General features: G+C 74.9%; 24 protein-coding genes. 11 read left to right on the top strand and 13 right to left on the bottom strand.

Annotated features, from left to right (window positions below):
• Positions 1–41: 41 nt before the first annotated feature.
• The 4 genes from ACIRBX_RS34875 to ACIRBX_RS34860 all read right to left on the bottom strand — a co-directional run bounded on the left by ACIRBX_RS34875 (position 42) and on the right by ACIRBX_RS34860 (position 7,190).
• The gene (locus ACIRBX_RS34875) at positions 42–1,616 is read right to left on the bottom strand and encodes an LPXTG cell wall anchor domain-containing protein (protein ID WP_402303656.1); all 1,575 of its coding nucleotides are present in this window, start codon (positions 1,614–1,616) and stop codon (positions 42–44) included.
• A 354-nt stretch (positions 1,617–1,970) separates the two neighbouring features.
• A complete protein-coding gene (locus ACIRBX_RS34870) occupies positions 1,971–2,969 on the bottom strand; it encodes a LacI family DNA-binding transcriptional regulator (RefSeq protein ID WP_402303653.1) in 999 nt (332 codons plus the stop codon).
• A 347-nt stretch (positions 2,970–3,316) separates the two neighbouring features.
• Positions 3,317–3,922, bottom strand: a complete 606-nt coding sequence (locus ACIRBX_RS34865) for a TIGR03086 family metal-binding protein (RefSeq protein ID WP_402303651.1) — start codon at positions 3,920–3,922, stop codon at positions 3,317–3,319.
• A 220-nt stretch (positions 3,923–4,142) separates the two neighbouring features.
• Positions 4,143–7,190, bottom strand: coding sequence for a hypothetical protein (locus ACIRBX_RS34860; RefSeq protein ID WP_402303648.1), 3,048 nt, complete (start codon positions 7,188–7,190; stop codon positions 4,143–4,145).
• A 302-nt stretch (positions 7,191–7,492) separates the two neighbouring features.
• On the opposite strand from ACIRBX_RS34860, the gene ACIRBX_RS34855 reads away from it, so the two are divergent.
• A complete protein-coding gene (locus tag ACIRBX_RS34855) occupies positions 7,493–9,700 on the top strand; it encodes a sulfatase-like hydrolase/transferase (protein WP_402303646.1) in 2,208 nt (735 codons plus the stop codon).
• On the opposite strand, the gene ACIRBX_RS34850 is transcribed toward ACIRBX_RS34855, so the two are convergent.
• Positions 9,697–10,353 carry an NADPH-dependent F420 reductase gene (locus ACIRBX_RS34850; protein WP_402303644.1) on the bottom strand — a complete coding sequence of 219 codons (657 nt, stop codon included), beginning with the start codon at positions 10,351–10,353 and terminating at the stop codon, positions 9,697–9,699. The genes ACIRBX_RS34855 and ACIRBX_RS34850 overlap by 4 nt on opposite strands.
• Before the next feature lie 109 nt (positions 10,354–10,462).
• Here ACIRBX_RS34850 and ACIRBX_RS34845 point away from each other — a divergent pair, with 109 nt between their 5' ends.
• From ACIRBX_RS34845 to ACIRBX_RS34835, 3 genes are all read left to right on the top strand, one after another.
• Positions 10,463–10,864 carry a winged helix-turn-helix transcriptional regulator gene (locus ACIRBX_RS34845; RefSeq protein ID WP_402303641.1) on the top strand — a complete coding sequence of 134 codons (402 nt, stop codon included), beginning with the start codon at positions 10,463–10,465 and terminating at the stop codon, positions 10,862–10,864.
• Between the two features lie 155 nt (positions 10,865–11,019).
• Positions 11,020–11,439 (top strand): YciI family protein, encoded by a 420-nt coding sequence (locus tag ACIRBX_RS34840; protein ID WP_402303639.1) that lies wholly within the window; start codon positions 11,020–11,022, stop codon positions 11,437–11,439.
• The gene (locus tag ACIRBX_RS34835; protein ID WP_402303636.1) at positions 11,412–12,746 is read left to right on the top strand and encodes an RNA polymerase sigma factor; all 1,335 of its coding nucleotides are present in this window, start codon (positions 11,412–11,414) and stop codon (positions 12,744–12,746) included. The genes ACIRBX_RS34840 and ACIRBX_RS34835 overlap by 28 nt, the downstream gene beginning before the upstream one ends.
• A gap of 145 nt (positions 12,747–12,891) precedes the next feature.
• Here ACIRBX_RS34835 and ACIRBX_RS34830 read toward each other — a convergent pair whose 3' ends face one another.
• Positions 12,892–13,491, bottom strand: coding sequence for a TetR/AcrR family transcriptional regulator (locus ACIRBX_RS34830; protein ID WP_402303634.1), 600 nt, complete (start codon positions 13,489–13,491; stop codon positions 12,892–12,894).
• 80 nt (positions 13,492–13,571) lie between these two features.
• Here ACIRBX_RS34830 and ACIRBX_RS34825 point away from each other — a divergent pair, with 80 nt between their 5' ends.
• The 6 genes from ACIRBX_RS34825 to ACIRBX_RS34800 all read left to right on the top strand — a co-directional run bounded on the left by ACIRBX_RS34825 (position 13,572) and on the right by ACIRBX_RS34800 (position 18,853).
• Positions 13,572–14,516, top strand: a complete 945-nt coding sequence (locus ACIRBX_RS34825; RefSeq protein ID WP_402303633.1) for an oxidoreductase — start codon at positions 13,572–13,574, stop codon at positions 14,514–14,516.
• 159 nt (positions 14,517–14,675) lie between these two features.
• Entirely contained in the window at positions 14,676–15,005 is a 330-nt protein-coding gene (locus ACIRBX_RS34820) for a hypothetical protein (RefSeq protein ID WP_402303632.1), read from the top strand.
• Between the two features lie 131 nt (positions 15,006–15,136).
• The gene (locus tag ACIRBX_RS34815; RefSeq protein ID WP_402303629.1) at positions 15,137–15,496 is read left to right on the top strand and encodes a DUF1330 domain-containing protein; all 360 of its coding nucleotides are present in this window, start codon (positions 15,137–15,139) and stop codon (positions 15,494–15,496) included.
• A 147-nt stretch (positions 15,497–15,643) separates the two neighbouring features.
• Positions 15,644–16,768, top strand: a complete 1,125-nt coding sequence (locus ACIRBX_RS34810; protein ID WP_402303628.1) for a DegT/DnrJ/EryC1/StrS family aminotransferase — start codon at positions 15,644–15,646, stop codon at positions 16,766–16,768.
• Between the two features lie 9 nt (positions 16,769–16,777).
• A complete protein-coding gene (locus ACIRBX_RS34805) occupies positions 16,778–17,737 on the top strand; it encodes an NAD-dependent epimerase/dehydratase family protein (protein WP_402303625.1) in 960 nt (319 codons plus the stop codon).
• A 24-nt stretch (positions 17,738–17,761) separates the two neighbouring features.
• A complete protein-coding gene (locus tag ACIRBX_RS34800; RefSeq protein ID WP_402303624.1) occupies positions 17,762–18,853 on the top strand; it encodes a hypothetical protein in 1,092 nt (363 codons plus the stop codon).
• 180 nt (positions 18,854–19,033) lie between these two features.
• On the opposite strand, the gene ACIRBX_RS34795 is transcribed toward ACIRBX_RS34800, so the two are convergent.
• From ACIRBX_RS34795 to ACIRBX_RS34780, 4 genes are all read right to left on the bottom strand, one after another.
• Positions 19,034–19,765 (bottom strand): polysaccharide deacetylase family protein, encoded by a 732-nt coding sequence (locus tag ACIRBX_RS34795; RefSeq protein WP_402303622.1) that lies wholly within the window; start codon positions 19,763–19,765, stop codon positions 19,034–19,036.
• Positions 19,765–20,541, bottom strand: coding sequence for an SDR family NAD(P)-dependent oxidoreductase (locus ACIRBX_RS34790; RefSeq protein ID WP_402303621.1), 777 nt, complete (start codon positions 20,539–20,541; stop codon positions 19,765–19,767). Before ACIRBX_RS34790 ends, ACIRBX_RS34795 begins: the two co-directional genes overlap by 1 nt.
• A gap of 287 nt (positions 20,542–20,828) precedes the next feature.
• Positions 20,829–21,746 (bottom strand): hypothetical protein, encoded by a 918-nt coding sequence (locus ACIRBX_RS34785; protein WP_402303620.1) that lies wholly within the window; start codon positions 21,744–21,746, stop codon positions 20,829–20,831.
• Positions 21,747–21,894: 148 nt separating this feature from the next.
• Positions 21,895–22,095 carry a hypothetical protein gene (locus ACIRBX_RS34780; protein WP_402303617.1) on the bottom strand — a complete coding sequence of 67 codons (201 nt, stop codon included), beginning with the start codon at positions 22,093–22,095 and terminating at the stop codon, positions 21,895–21,897.
• Between the two features lie 427 nt (positions 22,096–22,522).
• On the opposite strand from ACIRBX_RS34780, the gene ACIRBX_RS34775 reads away from it, so the two are divergent.
• On the top strand, positions 22,523–22,990 hold the full coding sequence (locus ACIRBX_RS34775) for an ATP-binding protein (RefSeq protein WP_402303616.1): 468 nt from the start codon (positions 22,523–22,525) through the stop codon (positions 22,988–22,990).
• A 51-nt stretch (positions 22,991–23,041) separates the two neighbouring features.
• On the opposite strand, the gene ACIRBX_RS34770 is transcribed toward ACIRBX_RS34775, so the two are convergent.
• The 3 genes from ACIRBX_RS34770 to ACIRBX_RS34760 are packed head-to-tail and all read right to left on the bottom strand — an operon-like array spanning position 23,042 to position 26,195.
• Positions 23,042–23,446, bottom strand: a complete 405-nt coding sequence (locus ACIRBX_RS34770) for an STAS domain-containing protein (RefSeq protein ID WP_402303613.1) — start codon at positions 23,444–23,446, stop codon at positions 23,042–23,044.
• Complete coding sequence (locus ACIRBX_RS34765) at positions 23,443–24,615, bottom strand: B12-binding domain-containing protein (protein ID WP_402303611.1); 1,173 nt, start codon at positions 24,613–24,615, stop codon at positions 23,443–23,445. The genes ACIRBX_RS34770 and ACIRBX_RS34765 overlap by 4 nt, the downstream gene beginning before the upstream one ends.
• The gene (locus ACIRBX_RS34760; RefSeq protein WP_402303774.1) at positions 24,612–26,195 is read right to left on the bottom strand and encodes a PP2C family protein-serine/threonine phosphatase; all 1,584 of its coding nucleotides are present in this window, start codon (positions 26,193–26,195) and stop codon (positions 24,612–24,614) included. Before ACIRBX_RS34760 ends, ACIRBX_RS34765 begins: the two co-directional genes overlap by 4 nt.
• Positions 26,196–26,661 lie beyond the last annotated feature (466 nt).

Here is a 26,661-nt window from a genome sequence, read left to right as displayed (position 1 = left end):
GGGCCGGGCCCCGGACGGCGGTCCGTCCGGGGCCCGGTCGGTCAGCGGCCGTGCCGGGAGGCCGCGCGGGCGCGGCGGCGACGGTTGCCGAGCAGCAGGCCGGCGCCGAGGCCGAGCAGGGCCAGGCCGCCGACGGCGGACACCAGCAGGGTGTCTGAGTCGGTGCCGGTGGCCGCCAGGCCGGTGCCGGTGTCGGGGGCGGCGGTGCCCGACACCGGGGTGCTGCCGGCGGGGCGGGCCGAGGGGGAGGTGCTGCCGGACGGGCGGATCGGGGCGTCCGGGACGGCCGCCTTGGAGCGGGTCGGGCTCGCCGAGGGGCGGGCGGTGGGGGTGGAGCCGGAGGTGGTCGGCTTGGGCGCGGCGTTCGGGGTCGGGGCCGCCGAGGGCACCGGGGCGCCGGCTGGCAGCAGCTTGTAGCTGCCGCTGTCGCCGCCGCCGGCGATCCGCTCGGTGGTGGCCCGGTTGATCAGCTGAAGGTGGTCCTTGAGCGGGCCGTAGCCGTCCTCCACCCACCAGTTCTGCCGCTGGTCGCCGTCGTTGCAGGCGGCCAGGGCGGCGCCCTTCGGGTCGGTGGCCGGCGCGGTCAGGCAGGTGCCGGTGCCCTTGAGCTCGAAGCGCAGGTAGCCGTCGGCGCGGACGGTCCGCTGCCAGGTCTCGGCGGGGCCGCAGGCCCGGTCCGGTCCGGCGGCGGTGAGGCAGGCCCCGGTGGAGAGGTTGAGCAGGCGGACGTCCAGGGCGGGGGTGGGCTGACTGCGGATCAGGTAGGCGCTGTTGGCGACGTTGCGGCCGGGCTCGCGGTCGAGGACGCTGCCCGGGGCCGGGCGCGGGTCGAAGTAGGCGAACTCGTCCTTGCGGCAGTCCAGGACGAAGCCCGCCAGCACGTCGTCGCAGCGCGGGGTGGGGTCGTAGCCCCGGCAGATCGGGTCGTTGCCCTGCTCGTGGTTCTCGTCGCAGTGGCTGATGCCGAAGCCGTGGATCAGCTCGTGGGTCATCGCGGCCTCGCCCCAGCAGTCGAGGGTGGTCATGCCGAAGCCGTCACCGAGGCCGCCCGCGTCGCTGCCGCCGCCGATGCCGCAGCCGTCCGCGCCCTCCACGTCCACGAAGTAGAGCGGCTTGTGGCGCTGGAACCAGCGGTCGTCGCCCTTGGCGACCTGGCTCCGGACGGCCTTCTCCACGGCCTCGCCGACCTTGCCCAGGGCGAGGGTGTCGGGGAGCCCGGCCAGGGCGATCGGGGTGACCTCGATGCGGCAGTCCGGGGTCTGCACGAAGCGCAGGCGGCGGCTGTCGTTCTGGCCGAAGCGGCGGGCGCTGGCGTCGAAGGTCTGGTCGACGTCCCAGGCGATCCGCTGGATGCCCTCGCGCAGCTCGCCGAAGCGGCTGCGGCCCTCGCGGTGGACGTAGAAGACCTGGATCCAGCCCTTGTCCGGGGAGTCCTGGCTCTCGCAGGCCACGGTCGGAACGGTCGTGGCGGGCGCTGCTGCGGGCGGCGCCGCAGGTGTGGCCAGCACGGGTGCGGCCCAGGCGGGGGTGGTGGTGACGGCGCCGGTCAGGGCCAGGACGGCGGCGATGGCGGCCGGGACGGTCAGGCCGTTCCGGGGGCGGGGGCGTGCGTTCACACTCGGTTCCTCTGCTGCGCGTGAGCGCCGCAGGCGGCCCGGGGCCGGGAGTGCAGGAGGTCGGGCCGGACCCTACCAGGCGGAGGTGGGTGCCTGCCCCGGATGCCCGGCCGACGGGACGTCAGGTCACGGATCGGCAACGGTGCGGGACGCCCGGCCGACCGACGGCTCCTCCTCGGTGAAGCACCGCAGCGGTGCTCGACGAGAACCAGCGCCCCGGGCAGCTCCGGGCCGTGAGCAGCAGGAGGTCAGCGGGTGGGGGTGCGTTCCCGGTGGAGCGCACCCCCACCCGCCCTGTGCCACTCGTCCGAGGGAGGGTGAGGGAGGAAGGGGAGGGCTGGAGGTGAAGCGGTGTCAGGAGGACGGCGCCGGGCCGGTGGTGTTGCGGACCACGAGCTCGGGATCGAAGAGCAGCTCGCCGGCCGGGGTCTCCCGGCCGCCGACCAGGTCGAGGACGGCGCGCGAGACGCCGTGCGCGAGGCGTTCGGTGGGTTGGCGGACGGTGGTGAGCGGGGGATCGGTGAACTCGGTGATCATCGTGCCGTCGTAGCCGACCACCGAGACGTCGTCGGGGACGGAGCGGCCCTGGCGGCGCACGCCCCGGATCACGCCGAGGGCCATGAAGTCGCTGGCCGCCACGATGGCGGTGGCGCCGGCGGCGAGCAGGGACGTGGCGGCGGCCTGGCCGCCCTCGACGGTGTAGGACTGCCGGACCACCGGGCGATCGGCGTCGGTGAGGCCGCGCCGGACGGTGGCGTCGAGGAAGCCCCGGACCCGGAGGTCGGCGGGGCGGTTGCCGGCCGGGCCGGAGACCATGCCGATGCTGCGGTGGCCGAGCTTGTACAGGTGGTCGACCGCGAGCTCCGCCGCCTGCCGGTCGTCGGTGGAGAAGACCGGGGCCGGGACGCCGTCGGCGAAGGCGCCGTTGACGCCGACGTAGGGGATGCGGCGGGTGCGCAGGATCTCGTAGACCTCGGTGTCCGCGTCGTCCAGGGTGTTGGACGCCGAGAGGAAGACCACGGCGGCGATGCCCTTGTCGATGACGGAGGAGATGTAGTCGCGCTCCTGGACGCCACCGGAGAAGACCGGGCAGAGCACGGTCTTGAGGCCGTGCGGGGCGAGGTCGGTCTCGATCCGTTCGGCGACGTCGGTGAAGAAGGGGTTGGAGACGTGTTCGGTGAAGACGGCGATCAGCTGGCCCTGGACCGGGCGTTCGTAGCCCAGCTCGGCCATGGCGCGCTCGACCGCGTCCCGGGTGCCCTTCGCCACGCCTTGGCGCCGGTTGATCACCCGGCTGACCGTGGCCTCGCTGACGCCCGCGTGTGCGGCGATCTCACCGATCCCGACCTTCATCGGCTTCCTTCCGTCCTGGCCGGTGCCCTCCCGAACGGGCGACCGGCCTGATCAACGACTTGCAGTCCTACCACGGATACCCGCTCGGGGTGAGTTCAGGGCGCTCGGGCCGGTTGGGTCCGGGTGCGTCGGCGAGGCTCTCCGGCCCGCCCCGCCCCGCGCCGGTGGCGGTCGAGTCGGGTCGGGAGACCTGGCCGGTGTCGCTCGTGGGACGGTGGTGAGGATGGTCGGCATGCCCGGTCGCGGTCCGCCCCCCCGGGGGGAGCGCGACCGGACCGGATCCCGGGATGCCCCGCACGGGTCGCCGCTGGGCTGACGCCCGGTCGGCCGGGCGCCGCCGGGGCTGGTCAGCGGCCGGGCAGCGGGTGGGCCGGGTCGCGGCCGGTGAGGGCGATCAGGCGGGTGCCCGGGTCGGCGTCGGCCGGTACCGGGACGGGCCGGTCGAAGAGCCCGGAGGCGGCCAACGCGTCCTGCTGCGGGGTGAGTTCGGCCAGACCGAACGCGGTGGCGGCCGGGTCGAGCGTGCTGTCGGCGCCGATCGCCTCGGCCAGGTCCCAGGCGTGCACGATCGCGTCCACCGTCATCTCCCGGGCGTAGCCGTCGGCGTGCCGGGCGCCGTAGGAGAGGTGGACGGTGCGCCGCAGCGCGCCGGGTGCGGCGAAGGCGGCCCGGGCCGCCGCCTCGGCCGCCGTCCAGGCCCCGGCCGGGTCGGCGCCCAGCACGTCGCCGTCGAAGCGGTCGCCGACCTCGGCGACGGTGGCTCCGGCCAGCAGGTCGGGTACCCAGAGCTGTTCGGCCGTGAGGTGGTTGACGAGCTGACGCACCGTCCAGTCGGCACATGGGGTGGGCGCCTGCCAAGCGTCGTCGGGGACGGCGCGGACCAGGGCGCCGAAGCGGTCGACGGCCTCGGCGCGGAGGGCGAGCAGGGCGGAGTCGGTGAGGTGGGCTGACATGGCCTCAGCCTCGCCCACCTGGTGGGGGCGGGCAACTTCGGCTCCGGCTCGTTCCGATCATCCTGACGGGCCGTCACCGTCCGCCTCCGCAGCGGGCGGAGCGCCGCCACGGCGAGGGTGCCGGTGCGGACCCGTCGCGGACTCCGGGTCGGGGCCGTCCCTCGGCCGGCCTGCCCGGAGCAGGCCGGCCGAGGGACGGCTGTCGAGTGGTGCAGCCGGACTACTTCTTGGCGGCGCCGTCCTTGCTGTCCTTGCCGTCCTGGTTCATCATGCCGCCGAGGCTGGTGAGGTTGCCGCTGCCGGGCGGCAGCCCGAGGGCGGCGGGGGCGAGCTTGGTGGCGGCGTCGACCGCGATCTGGCTCATCTTCTGCATGTGCTCGGTGGCGGTCTTGAGGGCTTCCTGGCCGCGTTCGCCGGCGGCCTTGTCGTTGCCGGCGGCGGCTTCGATGCCCTTGGTGAGGATCTGGGTGACGTTGTTGATGCCGCTCATGTCGCGGAACAGGTTGGCCGTGGCGATGGCCTGCGCGGTCTGGAGACCGACCGGGTCGGGCATCGCCACCAGCGGGGTGTACCTGGCCTCGGAAGCGGCCAGCGGTGCGACCTTGGTGTCCAGGTTCTGCGCGCGCGAGGCGGTGGACACGGGGGCGATGTCGGCCGGGGTGATCTGGATCGGCGAGTCCTTCCAGTTCCAGAACCGGGTGAGGTCGATCTTCTCCGCGGAGTTCGCCCGGCCGAGAACGGCCTCGGCGAACACGCCCTTGGTGGCGATGGCCACCGTCGAGGTGACGGGGGCGCCGAAGGTGTTGTCGGCCGCCTTGCGGGTCTTGGTCCAGTCCTCGCGCTCCTTCTCACTGGCGAAGTTCCAGCGGAAGCCCAGGTAGTTGCCGGTCGCGGCGATCGGCCGGGGGTCCAGCAGCATGCCCAGCGGTACCGGTGCGGCGGTCGAGCCGGCCGGGGTGTAGGAGTAGTTGGCGAGGATCCGGCTCAGGGTCAGCTCGTCGGCGTTGGCCCACACCGCCTGGCTGTAGTGGCGGCGGTTGTCGTTCAGGTGGTCCAGCACCTGCTGGGAGACGTTGCCGCCGCGCACGTGGAAGCCGAGCGAGGAGACGTAGGTGCGGCTGCCGGTCTTCACGGTGGAGCCGAAGATCCCGCAGATCGCGGAGGCGCCGCCGGCGTCCTCGGTCAGGTCGGGGGCCAGCGTGGTGGTCTCGGCGATGCCGAAGTTGGCCACCCCCGAGGTCATCGTCAGGCGCAGGCCGGCCAGGCTGCCGCGGGCGGCGGTGCCGGACCAGGCGTCGACGGAGATCAGCTTGTCGGCGCCGCCGAAGGTGTAGGAGGCCTGGCGCAGGATGCCGGAGCCGCCGGTGTCGCCGCAGCGGGCGGTCTGGCCGGGGAAGACGGCCTGGATGCTGCGGATGCCGACCTCGTCGTACCAGACGTCGATCCGCGAGGCGTACGGCGAGTCGGTCTTCGGCGGGAAGTCGAACGCCGCCGGGGTCTCCCGCGCCGTGGTGAGGTGGCGCAGCAGCGTCCCGTCGTTCCTGAGGACCCAGTGGTCCCCGCTGACGGCCGAGACGATGGCCGCCGTCCCGCCCGTGAACGACTTGAGGACGGGGTTGGTGGACTGCCCCCAGGTGGCCGCACCGGGCTCCAGCACGAGGGCCGCCGAGGTTTCGCCGGACTTGAAGAAGCCCCAGAGCGAACCGTCGGCGGTGGCGGACAGGCGGTTCGGGGTAGCGGCGGCCCGCTCCGACCAGCCGGTGGCGCTGCGCTCGAATATCTTCCCCTGCCGGTGGTACCAGACCTTGCCGCCGAACGCCGTGACCTCGTCGGCCTGCACGTTCAGGGGCTGCCAGGTGCCGAAGTGAGGGGACTGCCAGAGCGTGTTGTCCCCGCCGACGACGTAGAGGGTGCCGTCGCCGCCGCAGGCCAGGCTCAGGCCCTTGAAGCCCTGCGGGTCGGCCTTCCAGGTCGTCCCGTCGAAGTGCACGACCGTCTTGTCGGCCCGGAAGCCCCAGACGACGTCCTTGCCGGGCGCGATCCGGTTGAGGCTGCCCGACAGGCCGGTGGTGGGCATCGGGTTCCACTGCCGGCTGACGGGGTCGAAGCGCACCGGGCTGCCGTCGGCCTTGCGGACCCCGTACACGCCCAGCGGCCCGGCGGCGATGTCGGCCAGGTCCACTCCGTCGAAGGTCTGGGCCTGGAGCGCCTCGGGCGCGGTGAGCGCGTCGAGCTTGCGCACGGTGGTCTCGAACGGGTTCGCCGCCCGGATCGCCGCCGCCCAGTGGGCCGGCGCTGCGGAGGCGAGGACTTCCTTGTAGCGCTGGAGACTGGAGTAGGTGAAGGTGAGCTCCTGGAGCGGGATGAACAGACAGCGCTCCAGCTTGGTCGGCTTGGTCGTCACGGTGTAGACCTGCACGACCTCGTAGTACTGCACCGACAGCGCGTGCATGTGGTTGTAGTTGGTGACGACCCGCGTCAGCACCTGGTCCTTCTCGGCCTGCGAGGTCTCGCGCACCACCGTCATGTTCCGGCTGCGCGCCGCCGTCGCCAGCTGCTGCGTCCGCGCGCTGATCCGCTGCGTCGCCTCGTCCGCCACCGACTTCACCCCGGTCGAGCGCGACACCGCCGTGGAGAAGCCGGTGTTCTCCGAATTGCTCCAGTTCCCCCCGATGCCGCCGAAGAACCCCGCGAACCCGACGCTGCCGCCGCCGCTGGAGGACTTGCTGAACTGGAAGCCCATCGAGTCGCCGTGCTGCTCCTCGCGGGCGATGGCGTTGGCGACCTCGCTGATCGAGCGGTTCTGGTCAGTGGTGGAGGACAGCGTGTCGGCCTCGGTGGTCTTCTCCGTGCCGGTGGCCTTGGTGGTGTTCTGCCAGTCCACCACCGCGACCTTGGTGCTCTCCCCGGGCGCCAGGGCGAGGCTGTGCAGCAGGCGGCCGAGCGTGACGCCCTGGGCGGACCAGCTCTGTTCGGTGGTGACGATCATGCCCTCGGCCGGCCGGTCGTAGAACGGCAGGTTCTCCTCCCCGAGGTCGATCGCACCCGTCAGCTTCCTGGTCGGCTTCGCGTTCGGGATGTCGGTGAGCACCACCGACCGGTAACGGACGATCTCCGTCGGGTAGTTGCCGGTACTCGGCAGCAGGTCCTTCGGCGTCGCGCCGTCCAGCGCCGCCCTGTCCACCTCGATCGCGGGCGACGGCGTGCTCGCAGGGGTGCTGGTGCTCGCCGGGGTGGTGGCGGGGGTTCCGGTGCTCGGGGTGCTCATACGTGTCCCGTCTTCGGAGGTGAGGGTGGCGGCAGTCGGGTCCTGTCGGTCTTAACTGCCCCCGATTGCAAGGCGAATGACACCTTCCGGATCGTGAACCTACACAGCCCGATCACAGTACCGGCACGCTTTGGCGGGAATGGCCGGAAACGGTGCCCGAACGAACGGCGCCCCGGCGGCGGGCAGCGGAGGGGACTCGGGCCGTCGTCCTGCAACAACCCGTTCATGCCGTGTGCATGGTCTGCCGGGCGGTGGTGGCCGATGATCGACGCAATCCCCCGTGGCCGTCGAGGAGTTCCGTCATGCCCACCCGTCGCACCTTCCTGTCCGCCTCGGCCGTCGCCCTCGGCGCCACCGCGACCGGCGCCGGGGTGAGTCTCGCCGCCGCCCCGGTGGCCGCTGCTCCCGACCCGGCCCGGCCGAACCTCGTCGTGGTGCTCGCCGACGACCTCGGTTACGGTGAACTGGGCGCTTATGGGCAGAAGTTGATCCGGACCCCGCGCCTGGACGCGCTGGCGGCCGAGGGTCTGCGGTTCACCGACGCCTACTCCACCGCCGCCGTCTGCGCCCCGTCCCGGGGCTCGCTGCTGACCGGCCTGCACACCGGCCACGCCACCGTGCGGGCCAACCCGCAGGGCGGCGGGCAGGGTTCGCTCACCGCCGAGGACACCACCTTCGCCCAGCTGCTCCGGGCGCGCGGCTACCGGACGGCCGTGATCGGCAAGTGGGGCTTCGGCCCGGAGGCGGCGGGCCAGGAGAGCCACCCGACGGCCCGGGGCTTCGAGGAGTTCTACGGCTACGTCAGCCACGACCACGCGCACGACTACTACCCCGACTACCTGTGGCACAACGACGTGAAGGAGGCGATCCCGGCGAACGCCGGTGGTGCGAAGGGCACGTACGCGCCCGACCTGTTGGAGCGGCACGCCCTGGACTTCATCGACGCGCACGCCGCCGAGCCGTTCCTGCTGCTGCTCACCCCGAACGTGCCGCACGCGCCGAGCGACGTCCCGGACACCGGTGCCTACGCCGGGCGCAGCTGGTCGGCGGCGAACAAGGGGCATGCCGCACAGGTGAGTTACTTCGACACGCTGGTCGGCCGGGTGGTCGACCGGCTGCGCGAGCGCGGGCTGGACGGGCGGACGGTGGTCCTGGTCACCAGTGACAACGGCCCGCACGAGGAGGGCGGGGTCGACCCGGACCTGTTCGACGCCAACGGGCCGCTGCGCGGCTACAAGCGCAACCTCTACGAGGGTGGCGTCCGCGTCCCGCTGATCGCCTGGGGGCCGGGACGGGTCCGGCCGGGCACCAGCGACCGGCCGACCCCGCTCACCGATGTGCTCCCGACGCTGGCGGAGCTGGCCGGGGCCCCGGCCCCGACCGACGTGGACGGGCTGTCGGCCGCACCGCTGCTCACCGGCAGCCCGGACTCCGCCCGGCACGGCCACCTCTACTGGTACCGCGACGAGTTGGGCGTCACCAGCCGGGCCAACGCGCAGGACGCCAAGCGCGCCACCTGGCTGGCCGAGGCGGCCCGGCGGGAGAACTGGAAGGCGGTGCGGTTCGCCCCCGAGCGCAACCGCGCGCTGCCGGACGACAAGTGGCAGGTGGAGCTCTACGACCTGGCCACCGACCCGGGCGAGACCCGGAACGTGGCTTCCGCCCATCCGGCCAAGGCGGCCGAGCTGGTCGCCCTGATGCGGGCCTCCTGGCAGGACGTCTACCCGCGCAAGCCCTTCGGCGCCCGGCTGGTGCTGCCCGCGACGGTGGTCCCGGGCCGCGCCTTCACCGTGACGGCCACCCTGGACAACGGCTCGGCGCGGCCGTGGAGTTCGGCCGCACTGGCGCTGCGCGCCCCGGCCGGGTGGACCGTCACGGCGGTCGGCCCGGTGACGGCGGATCAGCTCGCGGCCGGGGCGCGGCTGTCGGCCTCCTGGCAGGTCACCGCGCCGTCCGTCCCCCCGGGCGCGGTGCTGGTGGCGGAGGGCAGCGCGGTCGCGGCGGCGGGGGCGGTCCGCTACTCGGCCGCCCGGGCCGTCCCGGCGGTGCCGCCCGCGCCGACCTCGGACGCGTACCTCTCCGACCTGGCCTGGATCAGTGCGGCCAACGGCTGGGGCCCGGTGGAGCGGGACGCCTCCAACGGGAAGAACGCGGCCGGGGACGGCCCGCCGATCGCCTTCGGCGGCACCGCGTACGCCAAGGGGCTGGGGGTGCACGCGCCGAGCGACATCGCCTACCACCTCGGGGGAGCGGCGGTGCGGTTCACCGCGCTGGTCGGGATCGACGACTTCTCGGCGCAGCAGAGCAGCCTGGGCGCCACCCGGGCGAAGGTCTACGGCGACGACCGCCTGCTGCTGACCACGCCCACCCTGACGGCGGCCGGCGGGCCGGTGGCCGTCGACCTGGACGTGCGGGGTGTCCGGGTGCTCCGGCTGGTGGTCGAGGACGCCAACAGCCGGACCTCCTTCGACCACACGTCCTGGGCCCTGGCCCGGGTCACGGTCGGCTAGTCGTCGAGGGCTCCCGGCGCCAACGCCGGGGCAGGGAAGGCGAATCGGGCCTCGGCGCCCGACCACCAGACTCCGACGGCGAAGACCGCCGTGGCCTCCAGCAGGGCCGCACGATCCAGCCCGCCGCAGGGCAGCGGCGTGTAGCCCATGGAGGTGATGAGCTCCGCCACCCGGGTGGCGGCTCCCGGCTGGTCGGTGCAGAACGGGACCGCCAGTGGGGCCCCCTCGAAGGCGGGCCGGTCCAGCGTCCAGATGCTCTCGTGGCACACCCCGAACGCCTTCACCACGTGGGCGCCGGGGGCGGCGTCCGCGATGAGGCGGGCGACGGAGGTGCCGCCGGCCGTGGTCAGGGCCGGGCCGTCCGCGCCCGGTGCCATGGGAACGGTGCAGTCGATGACCGTCCGCCCGGCCAGCCGGGGGGCGAGCTCCTCGGCCAGCGGCGGGGCGGCGCCCGCCGGCACGGCGATCAGCACCACGTCCCCGTGGGCTGCGGCGTCGGCGAGGCTGCCGTGCCCGGAGGCGCCGGTGAGGAGGGCGGTGCGGGAGGCCGCTCCGGTGTCCCGACCGCCCACCCGGACGTCGTGGCCGGCGCGGACCCAGGCCGCGCCGAGGGACGTGGCCATCGCCCCCGTACCGAGAATGCCGATGCGCATTGCTTGCTCCTGTCGTCGGTGTCGCGAGACGTGCGGGGTCTGACGGGGAGGACGCTAGAGGTGCCGATGCACACCGCACGGTGTGCATCGGGCCGGGCAGGATGGGCGTATGGGCGACACGGTGGAAGAGGCGGCAGGGCAGGACCTGGGCGAGGACCTGGGCGGCGGTGGGTACGCTGCGGACTGCCAGGCGAGGGTGGCCTTCGAGGTACTGGCCAACCGCTGGGACAGCGTGATCGTGTACATCCTCGGCGAGAGCGGGCCGATGAGGCCGCGTGCGCTGATCACCCGCATCGGCGGGATCAGCCCCAAGGTCCTCAACGAGGCCCTGCGGCGCCTGGAGTACAACGGCCTGATCGTGCGTCAGGCGTACGCCGAGGCCCCGCCGCGCGTCGACTACTCGCTCACCGAGGCCGGCCTCGCGCTGCTGGGCCCGATCCGTGCGATGGGCGCGTGGGCCGGGCGCTACACCGAGGCCGTCCTGGCGGCCCAGGCCCGGTTCGCACCATGACGGGGACACCACGAGGCAGGGCACCCGGGGCGGGTTCGAAAGCGGCCGGAAAAAGTTCGGGGTGATCGTGGCCGACGTGTCGATCCACCGGTTCGCCGTTCGACCTGAGGTGGAGAGGGCCGGAGGACCGGCCCCTTGAACGAGGAGTGATGACGATGGCGAAGTACATGCTGATCATGCGCGGCTCGGACGAGTCCAACGCGAAGATGATGGAGACGCCGTTCGAGGAGATGCTCGAGACCGTGGGGCGGTTCAATGAGGAACTCATCCGGGCCGGTGTGCTGGTCGCCGCCGAGGGCCTGGACGACCCGGTCGGCGGGGTGGTGGTGGACTTCGGCGGGGAGTCCCCGGTGGTCACCGACGGCCCGTACGGCGAGACGAAGGAGCTGTTCGGCGGCTTCTACCTGATCGACGTCGCCTCGAAGGAGGAGGCCGTCGAGTGGGCCAAGCGGCTGCCGGCCTTCCCCGGGTCGAAGTGCGAGGTCCGCCGGGTCCCCGGCATCGAGGAGTTCCCGCAGGACAACGAGTGGATCGCCAAGGAGCGGGCGTGGCGCGAGCGGACCGGCCAGCTGTGACATCCGCTCCCTCCGACGGCCCGCCGATCGCCGAATCGGCACGGCGGGCCGTCGAGGCCCTCTGGCGCATCGAGTCGACCCGGATCGTCGGCGCACTGACCCGCTACACCGGGGACTTCGCGCTCGCCGAGGACGTGGCGCAGGAGGCGCTCGCCGAGGCGCTGGTCAGCTGGTCGCGCGACGGCACCCCGGCCAGCCCGGTGGGTTGGCTGCTGGCGACGGCCCGGCGCCGGGCGATCGACGGGTACCGCCGCAAGGCGGCGCTGGAGGAGCGGTACGCGTCGCTCGCGGGCCGGCTGGCCGAGGGCGAGTTCAGCTCGGGCGTCGGCAGCACCGCCCGGGAGCCGGACGAGGAACTGCTGTGGGATCCGGACCGGGTCGACGACGACGTGCTGGCGCTGGTGTTCACGGCCTGCCACCCGGTCCTGGCGCCGGAGGCCAGGGTCGCGCTCACCCTGCGCGTGGTGGGAGGGCTGACCAGTGAGGAGATCGCCCGGGCGTTCCTCGTGCCGGTGCCCACCGTCCAGGCGCGGATCACCCGCGCGAAGAAGACCCTGGCCGCCGCCCGGGTCCCGTTCGAACTGCCACCGGCCGAGGAGCGGCAGAGCCGGCTCGGCGGCGTCCTCAGCGTGCTGTACGTGATCTTCACGGAGGGCTCCACCGCGACGGCCGGCGAGGACCTCCAGCGCCCCGACCTCGCCTACGAGGCCGTCCGGCTGGCCCGCACGCTGACCGCCGTGCTGCCCGGCGAACCGGAGGTGCACGGGCTGCTCGCCCTGTGCGAGCTGACCGCCGCACGGTTCCCGGCCAGGACCGGGCCCGACGGGGAGGCGGTGCTGCTGGAGGACCAGGACCGGCGCCTGTGGGACCGATCGGCGATCCGACGCGGCCGGGCCGCCCTCGACCGGGCCTCGGCAGTCGGGCGCGGCCTCGGCCCGTACGGGCTCCAGGCGGCGATCGCGGCCTGTCACGCGCGGGCCGCGTCCGTGGCGGAGACCGACTGGGACCGGATCGTCCTGCTGTACGAGGCACTCGGCCGAGTCGCCCCCTCGCCGATCGTGGATCTCAACCGCGCGGTGGCCGTCGCGATGGCCGGCGGACCCGCACCGGCCCTGCTCATCGTGGACGAGCTGGCCGCCACCGGGCGGCTGTCGGGCTCGCACCTCCTCCCGACCGTCCGGGGCGAGCTGCTCGCGCGGCTCGGCCGCACCGCCGAGGCCCGGCAGGAGCTGGAGCTCGCCGCCCGGCTGTGCCGCAACGCCCGAGAGCGGTCGGTGCTGCTGCGCAAGGCGGCCGGGCTGGGGTAGCGGCGGGGGGATGTCGTAGCCGGGCCCATCCGCCCACGCCGAACGGGTCCGTGCGGCCGTCCTCGCACACCGTCGGCTGGGGTGGAGCGGCCGAGGTGAGGGCGGGTCAGGCCGTGGCGGCGGGGTGGGGTGCCGGGAAGCCGGGTCAGGCCGAGGGGTCGGGGGCGCAGCCGCGCAGGACGAAGGCCACCACGTCGTCCAGTCCGGCCGCCGCCTCGCCCGGGGGCAGCAGGCCGCTGGCGGCCAGGCCGGCGTAGCCGTGCACGGCTGCCAGGGCGGGCAGGCAGAGCTGCTCGGCCGGGCCGGGGCGGACCTCGCCGGTGCGCTGACCCTCCGTCACCAGCTCGGCGGCCAGCGCCAGTCCGTGGTGGGCGACGGTGAGCAGCGCCTCGGTGGCCTGCGGGTCGTGCTTCACCGCGTACATCAGGTCGAGCAGCTGCGGGTGCGCGGTGGCGAAGCCGACGTAGCCGCGCACCAGGGCGCCGAGCCGCTCGGCGAACGGGCCGTCCGCCGGGGCGTCGGCGGTCAGCGCGGTGTTGAGCCGTTCGAAACCGGTCAGGGCGAGGGCGTCCAGCAGGGCCTGCTTGTCCCTGAAGTGGCGGCTCGGCGCGGCGTGGCTGACGTCGAGGTCGCGGGCGAGCTCACGGAGCGAGAGGGCGGCCGGGCCCTTCTCCCGGAGCACCTGCTCGGCGCGCTCCAGCAGGGCGGCGCGCAGGTCTCCGTGGTGGTAGCGGCGGGTGTGCATGGCTCGCACTCTACCGGGATGTGTCCGCCGCCTACATTGTTGTCATTGACAGCATTGTTGGCGCTGCCTACATTCGTGCCATGGCCAACACAGTGAAGTGGAACACCGGCGACATCCCCGACCAGAGCGGCCGACGGGCGGTGGTGACCGGGGCCAACAGCGGCCTGGGCATCGCGACCGTCGACGCCCTCGCCCGGGCCGGCGCGCACGTCGTGCTCGCGGTCCGCGACGTCCGGCGCGGCGAGGCCGCCGCCGCGTCCGTCGTCGCGTCCGTGGCCGGGGGCAAGGGCAGCGTCGAGGTGCGGCGGCTGGACCTGGCGGATCTCGCCTCGGTGCGGGAGTTCGCGGCCGGCTGGGAGGGGGAGCTGGACCTGCTGGTCAACAACGCGGGGGTGATGAACCTCCCCGAGGGCACCACGGCCGACGGCTTCGAGACCCAGTTCGGCACCAACCACCTGGGTCACTTCGCGCTCACCAACCTGCTGCTGCCGCACCTCACCGACCGGGTGGTCACGGTCGCCTCCGGCATGCACAAGTACCCCGGCAACCGGATCCACTTCGAGGACCTCAACCTCCGGCGCGGCTACCACCCGGTCCGCGCCTACGCCCAGTCCAAGCTGGCCAACCTGCTCTTCACCCTCGAACTCCAGCGCCGCCTGACCGCCGCCGGCTCCACGGTCCGCGCCCTGGCCGCCCACCCCGGCTACGCCGCGACCAACCTCCAGGGCCACGACGGCAGCGCCGTGCGCCGCGCCCTGATGGCGATCGGGAACCGGGTGGTCGCCCAGGACAGCCGCTCCGGCGCGCTGCCCTCGCTCTACGCCGCCACCATGGACCTGCCCGGCGCCTCCTACGTCGGCCCCGACGGCTTCGCCGAGGGCCGGGGCGCCCCGACCCTGGTCGGCCGCTCCACCGCCGCCAGCGACCCGGAGACGGCCGCGCGGCTCTGGGTCGAGTCGGAGCGGCTGACCGGGACGGCCTTCCCGGCGGCGGAGCCCGACAGTGGGCGGCCGTCCGCCGTCTGACCCGACGTCCGGTGACGGACCGTCAACCGTGACGGCGGGTGGTGGGGCCGGACGGGTGGGTCACGTCACTCGTTCGAGTGGTGGGGTGGTGAACGGGCCGCGGAGTGGGGAGGCACGGGGCGCCGGACAGTCCGGCGTGTACGTACTTGAGGAACCATCATGCGACTCCGTCACTCCCTGCTCGCCGCCGCCGGGGCCTTGCTGATCACCGTCTCCGTACCGATGTCCTCCGCCTCGGCTGCCAACGGCGAGTTCGAGTACAAGGGCGCGCTCGGGAAGACCCGTACGCTGCTGGACCCCGAGAGCGGGGAGTGCATCAACCTGCCGCACACCACCGACCTGCTGCCGGGCTCCGCGCCGTGGAACAAGACCGACGCCACCGCCACCGTCTTCCTGGACTTCGACTGTGACGGCGACACCTACTACGTGATGACCCCGGGCAAGAAGCTCGGCCCGCTCCTCAAGCTCCGGTCGGTCAGCTTCTCCTGACGGCCCGTCCGGAGCGGTGCGGGCGACCGGGCGCATTACCTGCCGGGTAATCGCCCGCCGCCCGCACCCCCGGATAGCTTCGGTCCATCGACGCCGCCCGGCCCGGGCGGCCCGGACCGGGGGAGCCCGCCATGACCGCCTACGCCTTCGCCAACCTGCGCACCCGCCGCCCGCACCTGGACATCGTCGAGTACCTGGAGCGCATCCAGGCCACCCTGACCCCCTACGCCGGCCGCTTCCTGGTGCACGGGGCGCCCACCGAGGTGCTGGAGGGCAGCTGGCCCGGCCACATGGTGCTGATCGAGTTCCCCGACGCGGCCACCGCGCGGGCCTGGTACGACTCGCCCGGCTACCGCGCGATCCTGCCGCTGCGCACCGCGCACATCGAGGCCGACGTGGTGCTGGCCGAGGGCGTCGGGCCGGACTACGACCCGGCGGCGAGCGCCGCGTACGTCCGGGCCGAGGTGGAGCGGGCGGCGGCGAACGCCTGAGGCCGGGGGCCGCGCCACCTCGGCCGCAGGGTGACACGGCAGCCGGGTGAACTCCCGGAGTGCTCCCGCAGATCGGGAGCGGCCGACCGTAGCCTGAGGTCTTCCGACCGATTCGTCCCGGTCCGTACCGGGCGCCGGAGGTGCCGCATGTCCGTGTCCCCCGCCCGCGTGGTGTTCAGCGAGGACGACCGCGCGGCGGTCGCGGCGGCGGTGACGGAGAGCCTGACCACCGGCGCGCTGACGCTGGGCCCGCACACCGAGCGGTTCGAGGCGGCCTTCGCCGCCGCGCACCAGAGCACGCACGCCGTTGCCGTGGCCAGTGGCACCGCCGCCCTGGAGATCGCCCTGCGCTGCGTCGGGGTGACGGACCGGGAGGTGGTGGTGCCCGCCAACACCTTCTACGCCACCGCCGCCGCCGTGCTGCACGCGGGCGGGCGGCCGGTCTTCGCCGACGTCGAGGCGTCCACCTTCGCGCTGAGCACCGACAGCGTCGAGGCGGCGCTCTCCGCCGACACCGCCGCCGTGGTGCTGGTGCACATCGGAGGGCTGATCACCCCTCGGGTCGACGCCCTGCGGCGGCTCTGCGACGCCCGGGGCATCGCGCTGGTCGAGGACGCGGCGCACGCCCACGGGTGCAGCCACCAGGGGCGCCCCGCCGGGACCTTCGGAGTGGCCGGGGCCTTCTCCTTCTACCCGACCAAGGTGGTGACCAGCGGCGAGGGCGGGATGATCCTCACCGAGTCCGCCGAGCTGCGCGACGAGGCCCGGATCCACCGGGACCAGGGCAAGGGCAGCTTCGGCACCAACCTGCACGTCCGGCACGGCGCCTCCTGGCGGCTGAGCGAGCCGAACGCGGCGATCGGCGAGGTGCACCTGCGCCGGCTCAAGGAGTTCGTCGAGGTCCGCCGCTCGGTCGCGCAGCGGTACACCGCCGCGCTCGCCCCGCTGGACGGCCTGGAGCCGCTGACCGAACCGCCCGGCGGTCGGAGCAACTTCTACAAGTACGTGCTGCTGCTCCCGCCGGGCACCGACCGGGCCCGGTTCAGGACCGCGCTGCGCGAGCGCTTCGACGTCCGGCTCGCCGGTGAGGTCTACGAGCTGCCGCTGCACCGGCAGCCGGTCTTCGCCGGCCTGGCGCACGGGCCGCTGCCGGTGGCCGAGGACGTCTGCGCCCGGCACGTCTGCCTGCCGGTGCACTCCGACATGACCGACCACGAGGTCGACCAGGTGATCACCGCCGTCACGGCGGTGCACGCCGAGCTGGTGGGGTGAGGGAGCGTCATGAGGGTGGTCGTCACCGGGGGATGCGGATTCATCGGCTCGCACGTCGCCGACCGGCTGCTCGCCGCCGGGCACCGGGTGCTGGTGGTCGACACGGTGGCCGACGGCCTGCCGGCCGGCGCCGGGTACGCCCCGGTCGACATCCTCGACCCGGACGGCCTGGCGGCGGCCTTCGAGGGCAGCGAGGCGGTCTTCCACCTCGCCGCGATGGCCGACGTCGGCCGCATCGAGGCCGACCCGGTGCGCTCGGTGCGGCTCAACGTCGAGGGCACCACCAGCGTGCTGGAGGCCGCCCGGCGCAGCGGCGTGGGCCGCACCGTGCTGGCCAGCACGGTCTGGGTGTACGGCGCAGCCTCCGGTGAACGGGACTCTGATGCAGCGGAGTTGACGGAGGACGCGCCGATCGACCTGGGGCGCAGCGGGCACCTCTACGTGGCCGGCAAGCTGGCCGCCGAGCTGGTCGCGCACAGCTACCGCGAGCTCTACGGGCAGCACTTCACCGTGCTGCGCTACGGCATCCCGTACGGCCCCCGGATGCGGGACGAGTTGGTGATCGCCCGCTTCGTGCAGGCGGCGCTGGCGGGGCGGCCGATCACCATCGCCGGGACGGGCGCGCAGACCCGCAACTTCGTCTACGTCGAGGACCTGGCCGAGGCCCACGTCCGTGCGCTGTCCGCCGCCGCCGAGGACCAGACCATCGCGCTGGAGGGCAGCACCCCGGTCTCGATCCGTCAGATCGCCGACACCGTCGACGAGTTGCTCGGCCCGGTCACCGTCGAGCAGGTCCCGGCCCGGGCCGCCGACTACGCCTCGCGCCGGATCTCGAACGCCAAGGCCGCCCGCCTGCTGGACTGGTCGCCGGTCACGCCGTTCGCGGAGGGCGTCCGCCGCTACGTCGACTGGTACCGGGAGCGGGACGGCGACGGCAGCGGCGCGTGGGATGGCGGGCGAGCCCGATGACCTTCCGCCGGTGAGGAGTTGACCGTGCCGCACGCCCTGCTCATCTCGGGCTCGCTCGGCCAGGGCCACGACGTGATGGCCCAGGCGTGCGCGGACTCCCTGCACGCGCGCGGCTGGACCACCCGCACGGTGGACGCGATGGCCCTGCTCGGCCGCTCCGGCTCGGCCGTCGGCGAGCGGGTCTTCCGCCGGCTGCTCGACCTGCCCGGTGCCTACGACGCCTTCCACTTCGCCGCGCTGCGCCCCGGGGCCCGGGTCGCGCTGCTCGCCGAATCGGCAGCGCGGGCCCGACTGGCGCCGAGGGTAAGGGAGTTGCTCGCGGAGCGGCCCGCCGAACTGGTGGTGTCGGTGTTCGCCACCGCCACCGCCGCCGTCAACGCGCTCCGCCCCGAACTGCCGGACACCGCCCACCTGGTGCTCTGCACGGACGCGACCCCGCACCGGCTCTGGGTGCAGGAGGGCACCGACCTGTTCCTGGTCACCTCCGAGGTGGCCGCCTGCGGAGTGCGGCGCTACCGCCCGCAGGCCGCCGTCGAGGTGGTGGCCCCGCCGCTGCGGGCCGCCTTCTACCACCCGCCCGAGCGGGCGAAGGCCCGGGCCGAGCTGGGCGTGCCGCCGCACGCGCGGTGCGTGCTGCTGATGTCCGGCGCGTGGGGCCTCGGCCCGATCGCCCGGACCGCCCGGGCGCTGGCCGACGCCGGGCCGCACGTGCTGGCGGTGGCCGGGAGCAACCGCGAGCTGGAGCGCAGGCTCGGGGCGTCGGCCCGGCGGCAGCCGCGCCTGCACGCCTTCGGGCACACCGACCAGGTGCCCGCGCTGATGGCCGCCGCCGACCTGGTGGTCACCAGCTCCGGCGACACCTGCACCGAGGCCCGGGCGATCGGCCGCCGCCTGCTGCTGCTCGACGTGGTGCAGGGCCACGGCCGTGACAACCTCCAGCACGAGCTGGAGCTCGGCCACGCCGACGTCACCTCGGCCGCCCCGGCGGAGGTGGTCCGCAACGCCCTGGCGGCCCTGGACCGCCCGGCGCCGACGCCCTCCGCCGCCGCTTCGCCGGAGGCGTGGCGGGCGGGCTTCGAGGCGGCGTTGGCCAGGGTCGGGCTGCTGGGGGCGTGAGCCGTGAGCCGTGAGCCGGGCGGTGGTGGGCCTGTGGGCGGTACTGGCTGACGCGGCGTCGGGTCCGGCGGTCGTCGAGGTGCAGGCGGGCTCCGGCATCCGCAGTGCGCCGACGCACATGCGGGGCCGGTCTGCGGCGGGCCGGGTTTCGGGTGGGATGCCGAGCGCGGGAGTGAGCGGCTACCGGCTGTGACGGCCCGTCAGTCCGTGCTCGCGCAACGGGCCGAGGGTCAGGCCGAGTTGACCGCAGCGGGCGGCCAGCAGCGGCAGCGCGTCCAGGGTGGCACGCCAGGAGCCGGGGGCGGAGGTGCAGTCCGAGTCGTGCAGCAGGACCGTCGCTCCGCCGCGCAGCCCGGGGCGGAGCGTCCGGTAGACCGAGGCGGGGGTGGCCGCCGCCGTCCAGTCGCGACCCCAGGCCGTCCAGAGCACCGGGTGCAGCCCCGAGCGCCGGGCGGCGGCCAGCAGCCCGGTGGTGAGCACGCCGTACGGGGGCCGGTACCAGCGCGGGCGGACGCCGCAGAGCGCGGTCACCGCCTCGACGGTGCGCCGGAGTTCGGCCGTGTCCCGGGCGGGGGAGGGGAGCCACTGCGGGCGGTGGTGCCAGCCGTGCACCGCGACCTCGTGGCCACGGGCGGCCAACTCCCGCCCAAGGTCTGGGGATTGCTCCAGCATCTCGCCGAGCACGAAGAAGGTGGCCCGGACCCCGAGGGCGTCCAGCCGGTCCAGGACGAGTGGGGTGCCGCGCGGGTCGGGGCCGTCGTCGAAGGTGAGGGCGACGTGGCCGGGCGCGCCGTGGCCGGCCAGGCGGGGGAAGCAGACCCGGCGCACCGGGCCGAGCCGGACGGCCGCCGGTGCCAGGTGCGCCACCTCCACGGACGCCCCGGCCAGCAGCGCCGCCCGTCCCGGGCCCATCAGCCGAACCGCGCGTTCAGCCGTTGGAACAGCTGGGGCGCCGCCCCGTGCAGCCGCCCCGGCAGCCGGAACCAGCCCGGCACCACCAGTTCGTCCCGGGAGCCGGTCACCGCCCGGTGCACCGTCTCGGCCACCCGCTCCGGCCGACTGGGGCGGGGGTGCTCCCGCTGGTACGGGGTGCCCCGGCGGGCGAAGAACGGTGTGTCGACCGGGCCGGGCACCACCACCCGGACGCCCACCCCGGAGCCGCGCAGCTCGTAGCGCAGACTCTCCGCGAACAGCCCGAGCGCGGCCTTGGTGGCCGCGTAGACGGCCTCCTCGCGGACGCCGACCGCGCCCGCGATCGACCCGACCAGGACGATCCGGCCCCGACCGCGCTCCAGCATGCCGGGCAGCAGCAGCCGGCTGAGCCGGAGCGGGGCGGTGAGGTTGAGCTCGACCATGCTGGCGAGGGTGTCGAGCGGCATCTCGGCGAACGGTCCGCGCCAGCCGATGCCCGCGTCGGCGATCAGCACGTCCACCCGGCCGTCCACCGCGAGGGCGCTCGCCGCGAGGCGTTCGGGCCCGCCGGGGGCGGTGAGGTCGGCGGGGAGGGCGAGCCCGCCGGTCTCGGCGGCGACGGCGCGCAGCCGGGGGCGGTCGCGGCCGGAGAGCAGCAGGCGCCAGCCGGTGGCGGCGAGGCGGGTGGCGGTGGCGGCGCCGAGCCCGGAGGAGGCGCCGGTCAGCAGGACGACGGGCGGCCAGGGGGTCGCAGCGGAGTGCGGGGCGTCAGCCATGGATCACCGTCCACCGGATCGGCGCGGGAGGCGGCCGGGGCCGCCGTGCCGGGAACCACCACCGTCTCACCGGAACGGCCGGACCGCGCTTCTGCCGAGGGCACCGGGCGTTCGCGACCGCGTGGTCGTGCGGGCGGACGGTGCGCGCGGGGCGGGATCGGCGGCGGGGATTCCGGGCGTCGGTCGTTGCGGATCGGTGCGGGTGCTCGGGACAGCTCGGCCGGGGGTGATGGTGCGTTGGTTCGGTGGACTCTGGTGGGGTTCTGGCGATTGCCAGGGAGGCTCGTTCACGGGCCGGGGCGCCGTGTGCTGTCAGCGGGCCGGTCGGATGGGCCCGGGCTCCGGTCGGCGGCGGGGGCGACGGGTGCGGCTGACGGGTCGTCGGGGCCGACCTCGCCGAAGCGGGCCAGGGCGGACACGCCGCCGACCGCGAGCGCGAATCCGGCCGCCGCCAGCCAGCCGAGCCCCGGGCGGGCGTGGTCGCCGAGGGCGAGCACGCCGACCGCGCCGGGGCCGACGGTCTCGGAGAGCCCGGAGGCGGCGGTGGCCGCCGTCACCGACCCGCGTTGCAGGGCCAGCGCGTAGGCGAGGTAGCCGCCGAGGCCGCCGAGGGCGAGGGCGTAGGCCGCCGGGTCGGTGAACACCGTGAGCGGCCCGGAGGCGTCCAGCACCCGTACGGCCAGGCTGGTGACGCCGAAGCCGACCCCGGCCAGCAGGCCGAGACCGACCGCCACCCCGTCGCCCTCCCAGCGGGCCAGCAGGGCGGTGAGGAGGAGCATCAGAAGGGTCGTCAGCAGCAGCGCGAAGTGGAACGGCGGCCCGGCCCGGTCCCGGCCGGTGGCACCGGAGGCGGCGGCGAGCAGGATCAGCCCGCCCACCACGGCGGTGATGCCCGCCAGGTCGCGCGGGCGGAGCCGGACGCCCAGGTAGCGGACGGCGGCGGCTGCGGTGACGGCGAGGCTGGCGTTGGTCAGCGCCTGGACCAGGAACAGCGGCAGGGTGCGCAGCGCGACGATGCTGAGCCCGAAGCCCGCGACGTCCAGCGCGGTGCCGAGCACGAACGGGCCGTTGCGCGCCAGCCGGGCGGGCAGGCCGGCCCGCAACGCGGATTCCCGGGGGACGGCCCGGGCGCCGCGCGCCTGGAGGACGGACGCGAAGCCGAAGCAGACGGTCGCGGCCAGTGCGGTGGTGAGCCCGAGGATCATCCCCACCAGTCTCCGGCCGCGCCCCGCAGCCCGCAGGCTCACGACCCGTCGGGTCCTGCGGATGGGCGGTCCGTGCTGACGGCCCGCCGGACCCGCGGGAGACGCGGCCGGGCTGATCCGGCGTCAGGGCGTCAGGCCGCCCGGGCGGTCAGCGGGCGTGGCTGCCGTGGCGGTCGTAGCCGTTGTGGTCGGGGGTGTTGCGGAGATGCAGCTCGACCAGCCGCCGCCGTGCTCGGGCCACGCCGAGCCGACCGATGGCCGCCGCGCCGCGCCCCGGGCGGAGCAGGGCGGCGACCACGAAGATCAGCGCGAGCAGGAGTGGCGCGGACAGCAGGACCAGGACGGACATCGACGGGCTCCTCACGACCGTGTTGCATCCCGGGGACCCCGGGAGGACGCTCCTGCCCCGTTCGTGCGGAACGAACCCACCCGGACCGGCGGGCGCCGCAGCGCCCGTCGGCCGGGCAGGGTGGTGCCCGGGGCACGGCGGGTGGGCGACCCGGTCGGGGGCACTCCCGGAGCCGTCGGCCACGGCCGGTCGGGCGTTCACCGCCGGATCCGGCGCACCCCGCACGACCGGGTTCACCGCCGTGCACGCCGTGGCCGCGTCGGCCGCACCGGATGCCCCTCCCGGCGGCGGTGAGGGCCCTGACGGTACGTCACCCGGGGGGGCCGGCCGGACGCCGCGGTGACTCCCGAAAGTCCGGGGGAGTGTGTTGCCGTTACGGGGGTATCCGGGTGGTGTCCGACGTGGTGCGGGATGAAGGGAGAGGTCCGTGCGGGGCAACGGGGAACTGGTCTCGGACCGTCGGGCCTTGGCGGTGTCGTTCGTGGGCGACGAGCCGGTGTCGGCCGCTCGGCGGCGGGCCCGGGCGTTCCTGGCCGAGTTGGAGGCCGGGGCAGGGGTCGGGGTTTCGGCGCGGGCGGCGCAGGCCGTCGAGCTGGTGGTGAGCGAGCTGGTGACCAACGCCCGCAAGTACGCGCCCGGGCCGTGCCTGCTGGAACTCGAGCTGGAGCCGGAGCGCGGCGCGGAGGCCGTGCGGATCAGCGTCTGGGACAGCGAGTCGGCCCTGCCGATGGCGCTGCCCCCCGATCCGGCGCGGGTCGGACAGCACGGTCTGGAGGTCGTCCTGGCCCTGTGCCTGCGCTTCGAGGTGCAGCGCGAGCCGGTGGGCAAGCGGGTCACCGTCGCCGTCTCCCTGCCGGACGACCCGAGCGGAAGCCCGGCCGGCCGGGTGGTGTGAGCCGCCGCCGGGCGGACCGTCCGGTGCGGCGGAAGCCCGGGGCCGGCGCCCTCAGCTGCTCCCCTCCGGCTGGTGGACGCGGATCGCCGAGCCGGTGTCCTCGGACCGGGTCGGCGCCGCCGGGCAGGGGGCGGTGAGGTAGTCGAGCGTGCCGGTGACCTCCAGGACGCGGGCCAGCTGCGCGGGGCGGTCGTCGAGGTGCAGGCGGGCTCCGGCCTCCGCGGTGCGCCGACGGATCATCAGGAGCACGGACAGGCCGGTCGAGTCGATGAGGCCCAGCCCGCCGCAGTGCAGGTGCAGGTCCGTCAGACCCGGCCGGCCGGTCAGCTGGGCGGTGACCTGGTCCAACAGCACGTCGGCCGTGTCGTGGTCCAGGTCGCCGTGGAGCTCCATGCGGAGGGTGTCCTCGGTGTCGACCGTGATGAGCCGGAGCGGAACGGAGGACGGGCCGGTCATGCGGTCTTCCCCTTCGGGGTGGTGTGACGGTGGGCGAGCTCGCGCAGCCCGTGCCGCAGCAGCCGGGTGGCGCGCGGGAAGTCCTTCAGCTCCTGCACGAGGAGGCCGAGGGCGGGCGGAAGGCTGTGCGCCGGGACGCCGCGCGCCGTCAGGACCTGGCGGGTCCAGCCGATGAACGAGGTGAAGAGGGCCTCGTCGTCCAGGTACAGCGCGGTGGCGAGGAAGTCCACGATGTGGGCGAGGTCCTCGGCGGTGCGCTCGCGCTGGACGTCGCTGTAGGCCCGCATGGCGGGCCAGGCGTCCTCCAGCCCGGCGAGCACGGTGCGGACCAGGGCCGGGCCGTTGCGCGTGACCAGGGTGTACTCCTGGTCACTGAGGTGCGGCAGGTCGTCCAGCGGCTGGTGGTCGGGCAGCGGGCGCGGCAGCGGCTCGGCCGCCAGGAGGTCGGCCGCGGTGCGGGCGTCGGGAGCCCAGGCGTCCGCACCCAGCAGCCGGGCGTAGCGGCCGTCGGGGCCGAAGGCGGCGCCGCCGGTCAGCACCGGCACGCCCACGGCCTGGCAGGCGGTGATGGCGGCGTGGGCGGCGGGGAGCCGGGTGGAGATCGAGCCGGACAGGGCGACCGTGTCGGTCCGGGTGGTGTGCAGGTGGGCTATCAGGCGCGGGGAGGGCACCTGCGGGCCCAGGAAGTCGACCTGCCAGCCCCGCAGCCTCAGCACCTCGGTCAGCAGCCGGGCGGGCAGCGCGTGCCACTCGCCGTCCACGCAGGCCACCGCGATCCGGCCCCGGCCGGCGGCGGAGGCCGCCGTACGGGCGGCGCGGGCGGTGCGGTGGTCGGCCAGGGCGGCGACGGCGCGCTCGTTGACGGCGGTGGCGGCGTGCTCCTGCGCGACGCTGATCTCGTTGGCCGCCCAGTGCTCGCCGATCCTGCGCTGGACCGCCGCGATCACCTCCAGCAGCAGGCCCTCCGGGTCGGCCCCCTCGTCCAGGGCGCCGACCACCAGGCCGGTGGCGGCGGGCCCGTCCTTGGCCAGGACGGCGTCCAACAGGGCGTCCCGGAGCGCTATCTGACGGTCCTTCGGTGCGCCCTGCCGGGCTCGCGGCACGCCCTGCCGGTCCGGCGGCCGGTGGCCGGCCGTGAGCTCCCCGGACCCCCGGGCGGTGCCGCTCATGTGTACCGGCCCTTGGTGTGCCCGTCGACCATGCTCAGGTGCCGGGCGGGCGGCGCGGCGATGACGACGACGGCCATGTCGTCGTGGCGGCGTCCGCCCAGCCACTGGGAGGCCAGCATCTGGACGTGCTCCACGACGCCTTCGGCGGGCATGCCCGCGCATCCGGCCAGCGCCCGCCGCAGGCGGGCCTCGCCGTACTGGGTGTCCCCCAGCGGACCGCCCCTGGCCTCGGTGATCCCGTCGGTGTACAGCACGCAGAACTCGCCCGGGGCGAGGGTGACTTCGGCGCTGTGGGCGAAGACCCGAGGGAGGACCCCGATCAGGCTGCCGCGGGTGTCGGCCTCCTCCACGGTGCCGTCCGTCCGGACGATCAGCGGGGCCGGGTGGCCGCCGCAGGTCAGCCGCAGGTCCACCTCGCCGCCCCGGCGGACCGCCGAGGCCAGGGCGACCGTTGCGAACCTGGTGTGCTGGGAGGTGAGCAGCGCGGTGTTCAGCAGGTCGAGCATCCGCTCGTGGTCCCGGGCGAGCGGCAGCAGCGCGTGCAGGGTGTTGCGGATCTTCCCGGTCAGCACGGCGGCCTCCAGGCCCTTGCCGCACACGTCCCCCAGCACCACCAGGGACGGGTCGCCCTCCACCGAGGCGGGGTGCACGTCGTAGAAGTCCCCGCCGACCCGCTCGTGGTCGGCTGAGGGCCGGTAGCCGCCGGCGTACTCCACCCCGCCGATCCGGTGCAGGGCCGGCGGCAGCAGCTCGCGGGTCAGGACCTCACTGATCGCGGCCTGCTCCGCGTACAGCCGCGCGGCGGACATCGCCGCCCCCGAGCGGGCGGCGAACAGGCGGGCGAAGACCTCCTCCTCCTCGGAGAACGCCGCGCTCTCCGAGCGGCGCAGCAGCACCAGGGCGCCGGCGGGCACGCCGTGGCCGGGCAGCGGCGTGATGACGATCGAGCCCACCGGTCCGAAGCCCTCGGGCACCATCCAGGCCGGAGCCGCACCCGGGTCGATCCAGCGGGAGGGCACCGGCGGGAAGCCGCGCAGCGCCTCTCCGAGCCCCGGCACCTCGTCCGGGTCCACCGCCTGCCGGGACTCCACGGCGGCGCCGCCGCGCGCGCAGCTCACCACCGGCAGCCACGGACCCCTGGAGGGGGCCAGGACCAGGGCCGCGTCCGCCAGGTTCTCTGCGGCCAGCTGGGCGGTGACGGCCATGCAGCGGTCGAGGTTGAGCGAGGCGAGCAGGGCGCTGGACGCCTTCGCCAGGAAAGCGGTCCGCTCGCGCTCCATGCGCAGCGCCTCCCGCGCCAGCCGGTGATCGGTGTCGTCGACCAGCCACCACGCCACCGCGCCGTCCGACCGGACGCTCGGGTGCGCCTCGAAGCTCCGCCCCCCGATCGTGCCGGAGGCCGGTGGGCGCTCCACCCCCGCGTCCCCGTCCGTGCCGCCGGCCGCGACCAGGGCGAGGTGGGCCTCCAGGAGCCACTCCGGGACCGCGCCCGCGAGCGTGGTCCCCGGATCAGCGAGCGGCAGCAGCAGACCGGCCGCGTCGTTGCGCTGGATGAGCACGGCCTGCGCGTCGGCGACCAGGACCGGGCAGGGAGCCCCGGACCACGGGAAGTGCCGTTCCCGCGCTTCGGCCGCCTGCGTGTGGGTGTAAGCCAAATGTCGAGGATCCGCTGGGCGAATCCCTCACCTCATCAACTCGACGGAATAGTTGTCGTAGGGCAACAATCCCCCATTCCGGTTCTCCGTAGCAACCTCCTGTCACTCCCCCGGAGGGTGGCCGGCCCGCCCGGCGCCCGCGCGGAACGCCCGGCGTGCACGCCCGCGCGCACCCGTCACCGAGCCCGGCCCGAGGTGTGGGCGTGTGCCCGCCTCCGGCGGGGAGGTCGGCCGGGCCGGCACCGCTGCCACCTGCGGTCCGGCGGCCGGGCGGGCGCTCCGGCGGCCGGGGGCGGACCGCGTCGGCGCCGGCCGGGCGCCCTCCGGCCGGCGCCCGTCGGAGCCCTGCGGGCGGCGGGAGGACGTGCGCAGGCCGGGTGCTCGCTCGTGG

The sequence above is a fragment of the Kitasatospora sp. NPDC096147 genome (assembly GCF_044763225.1).
Lineage (GTDB): Bacteria > Actinomycetota > Actinomycetes > Streptomycetales > Streptomycetaceae > Kitasatospora.
Note: the sequence above shows the minus strand (reverse complement) of the source record. Positions and strands in the feature narration are given on the sequence as shown.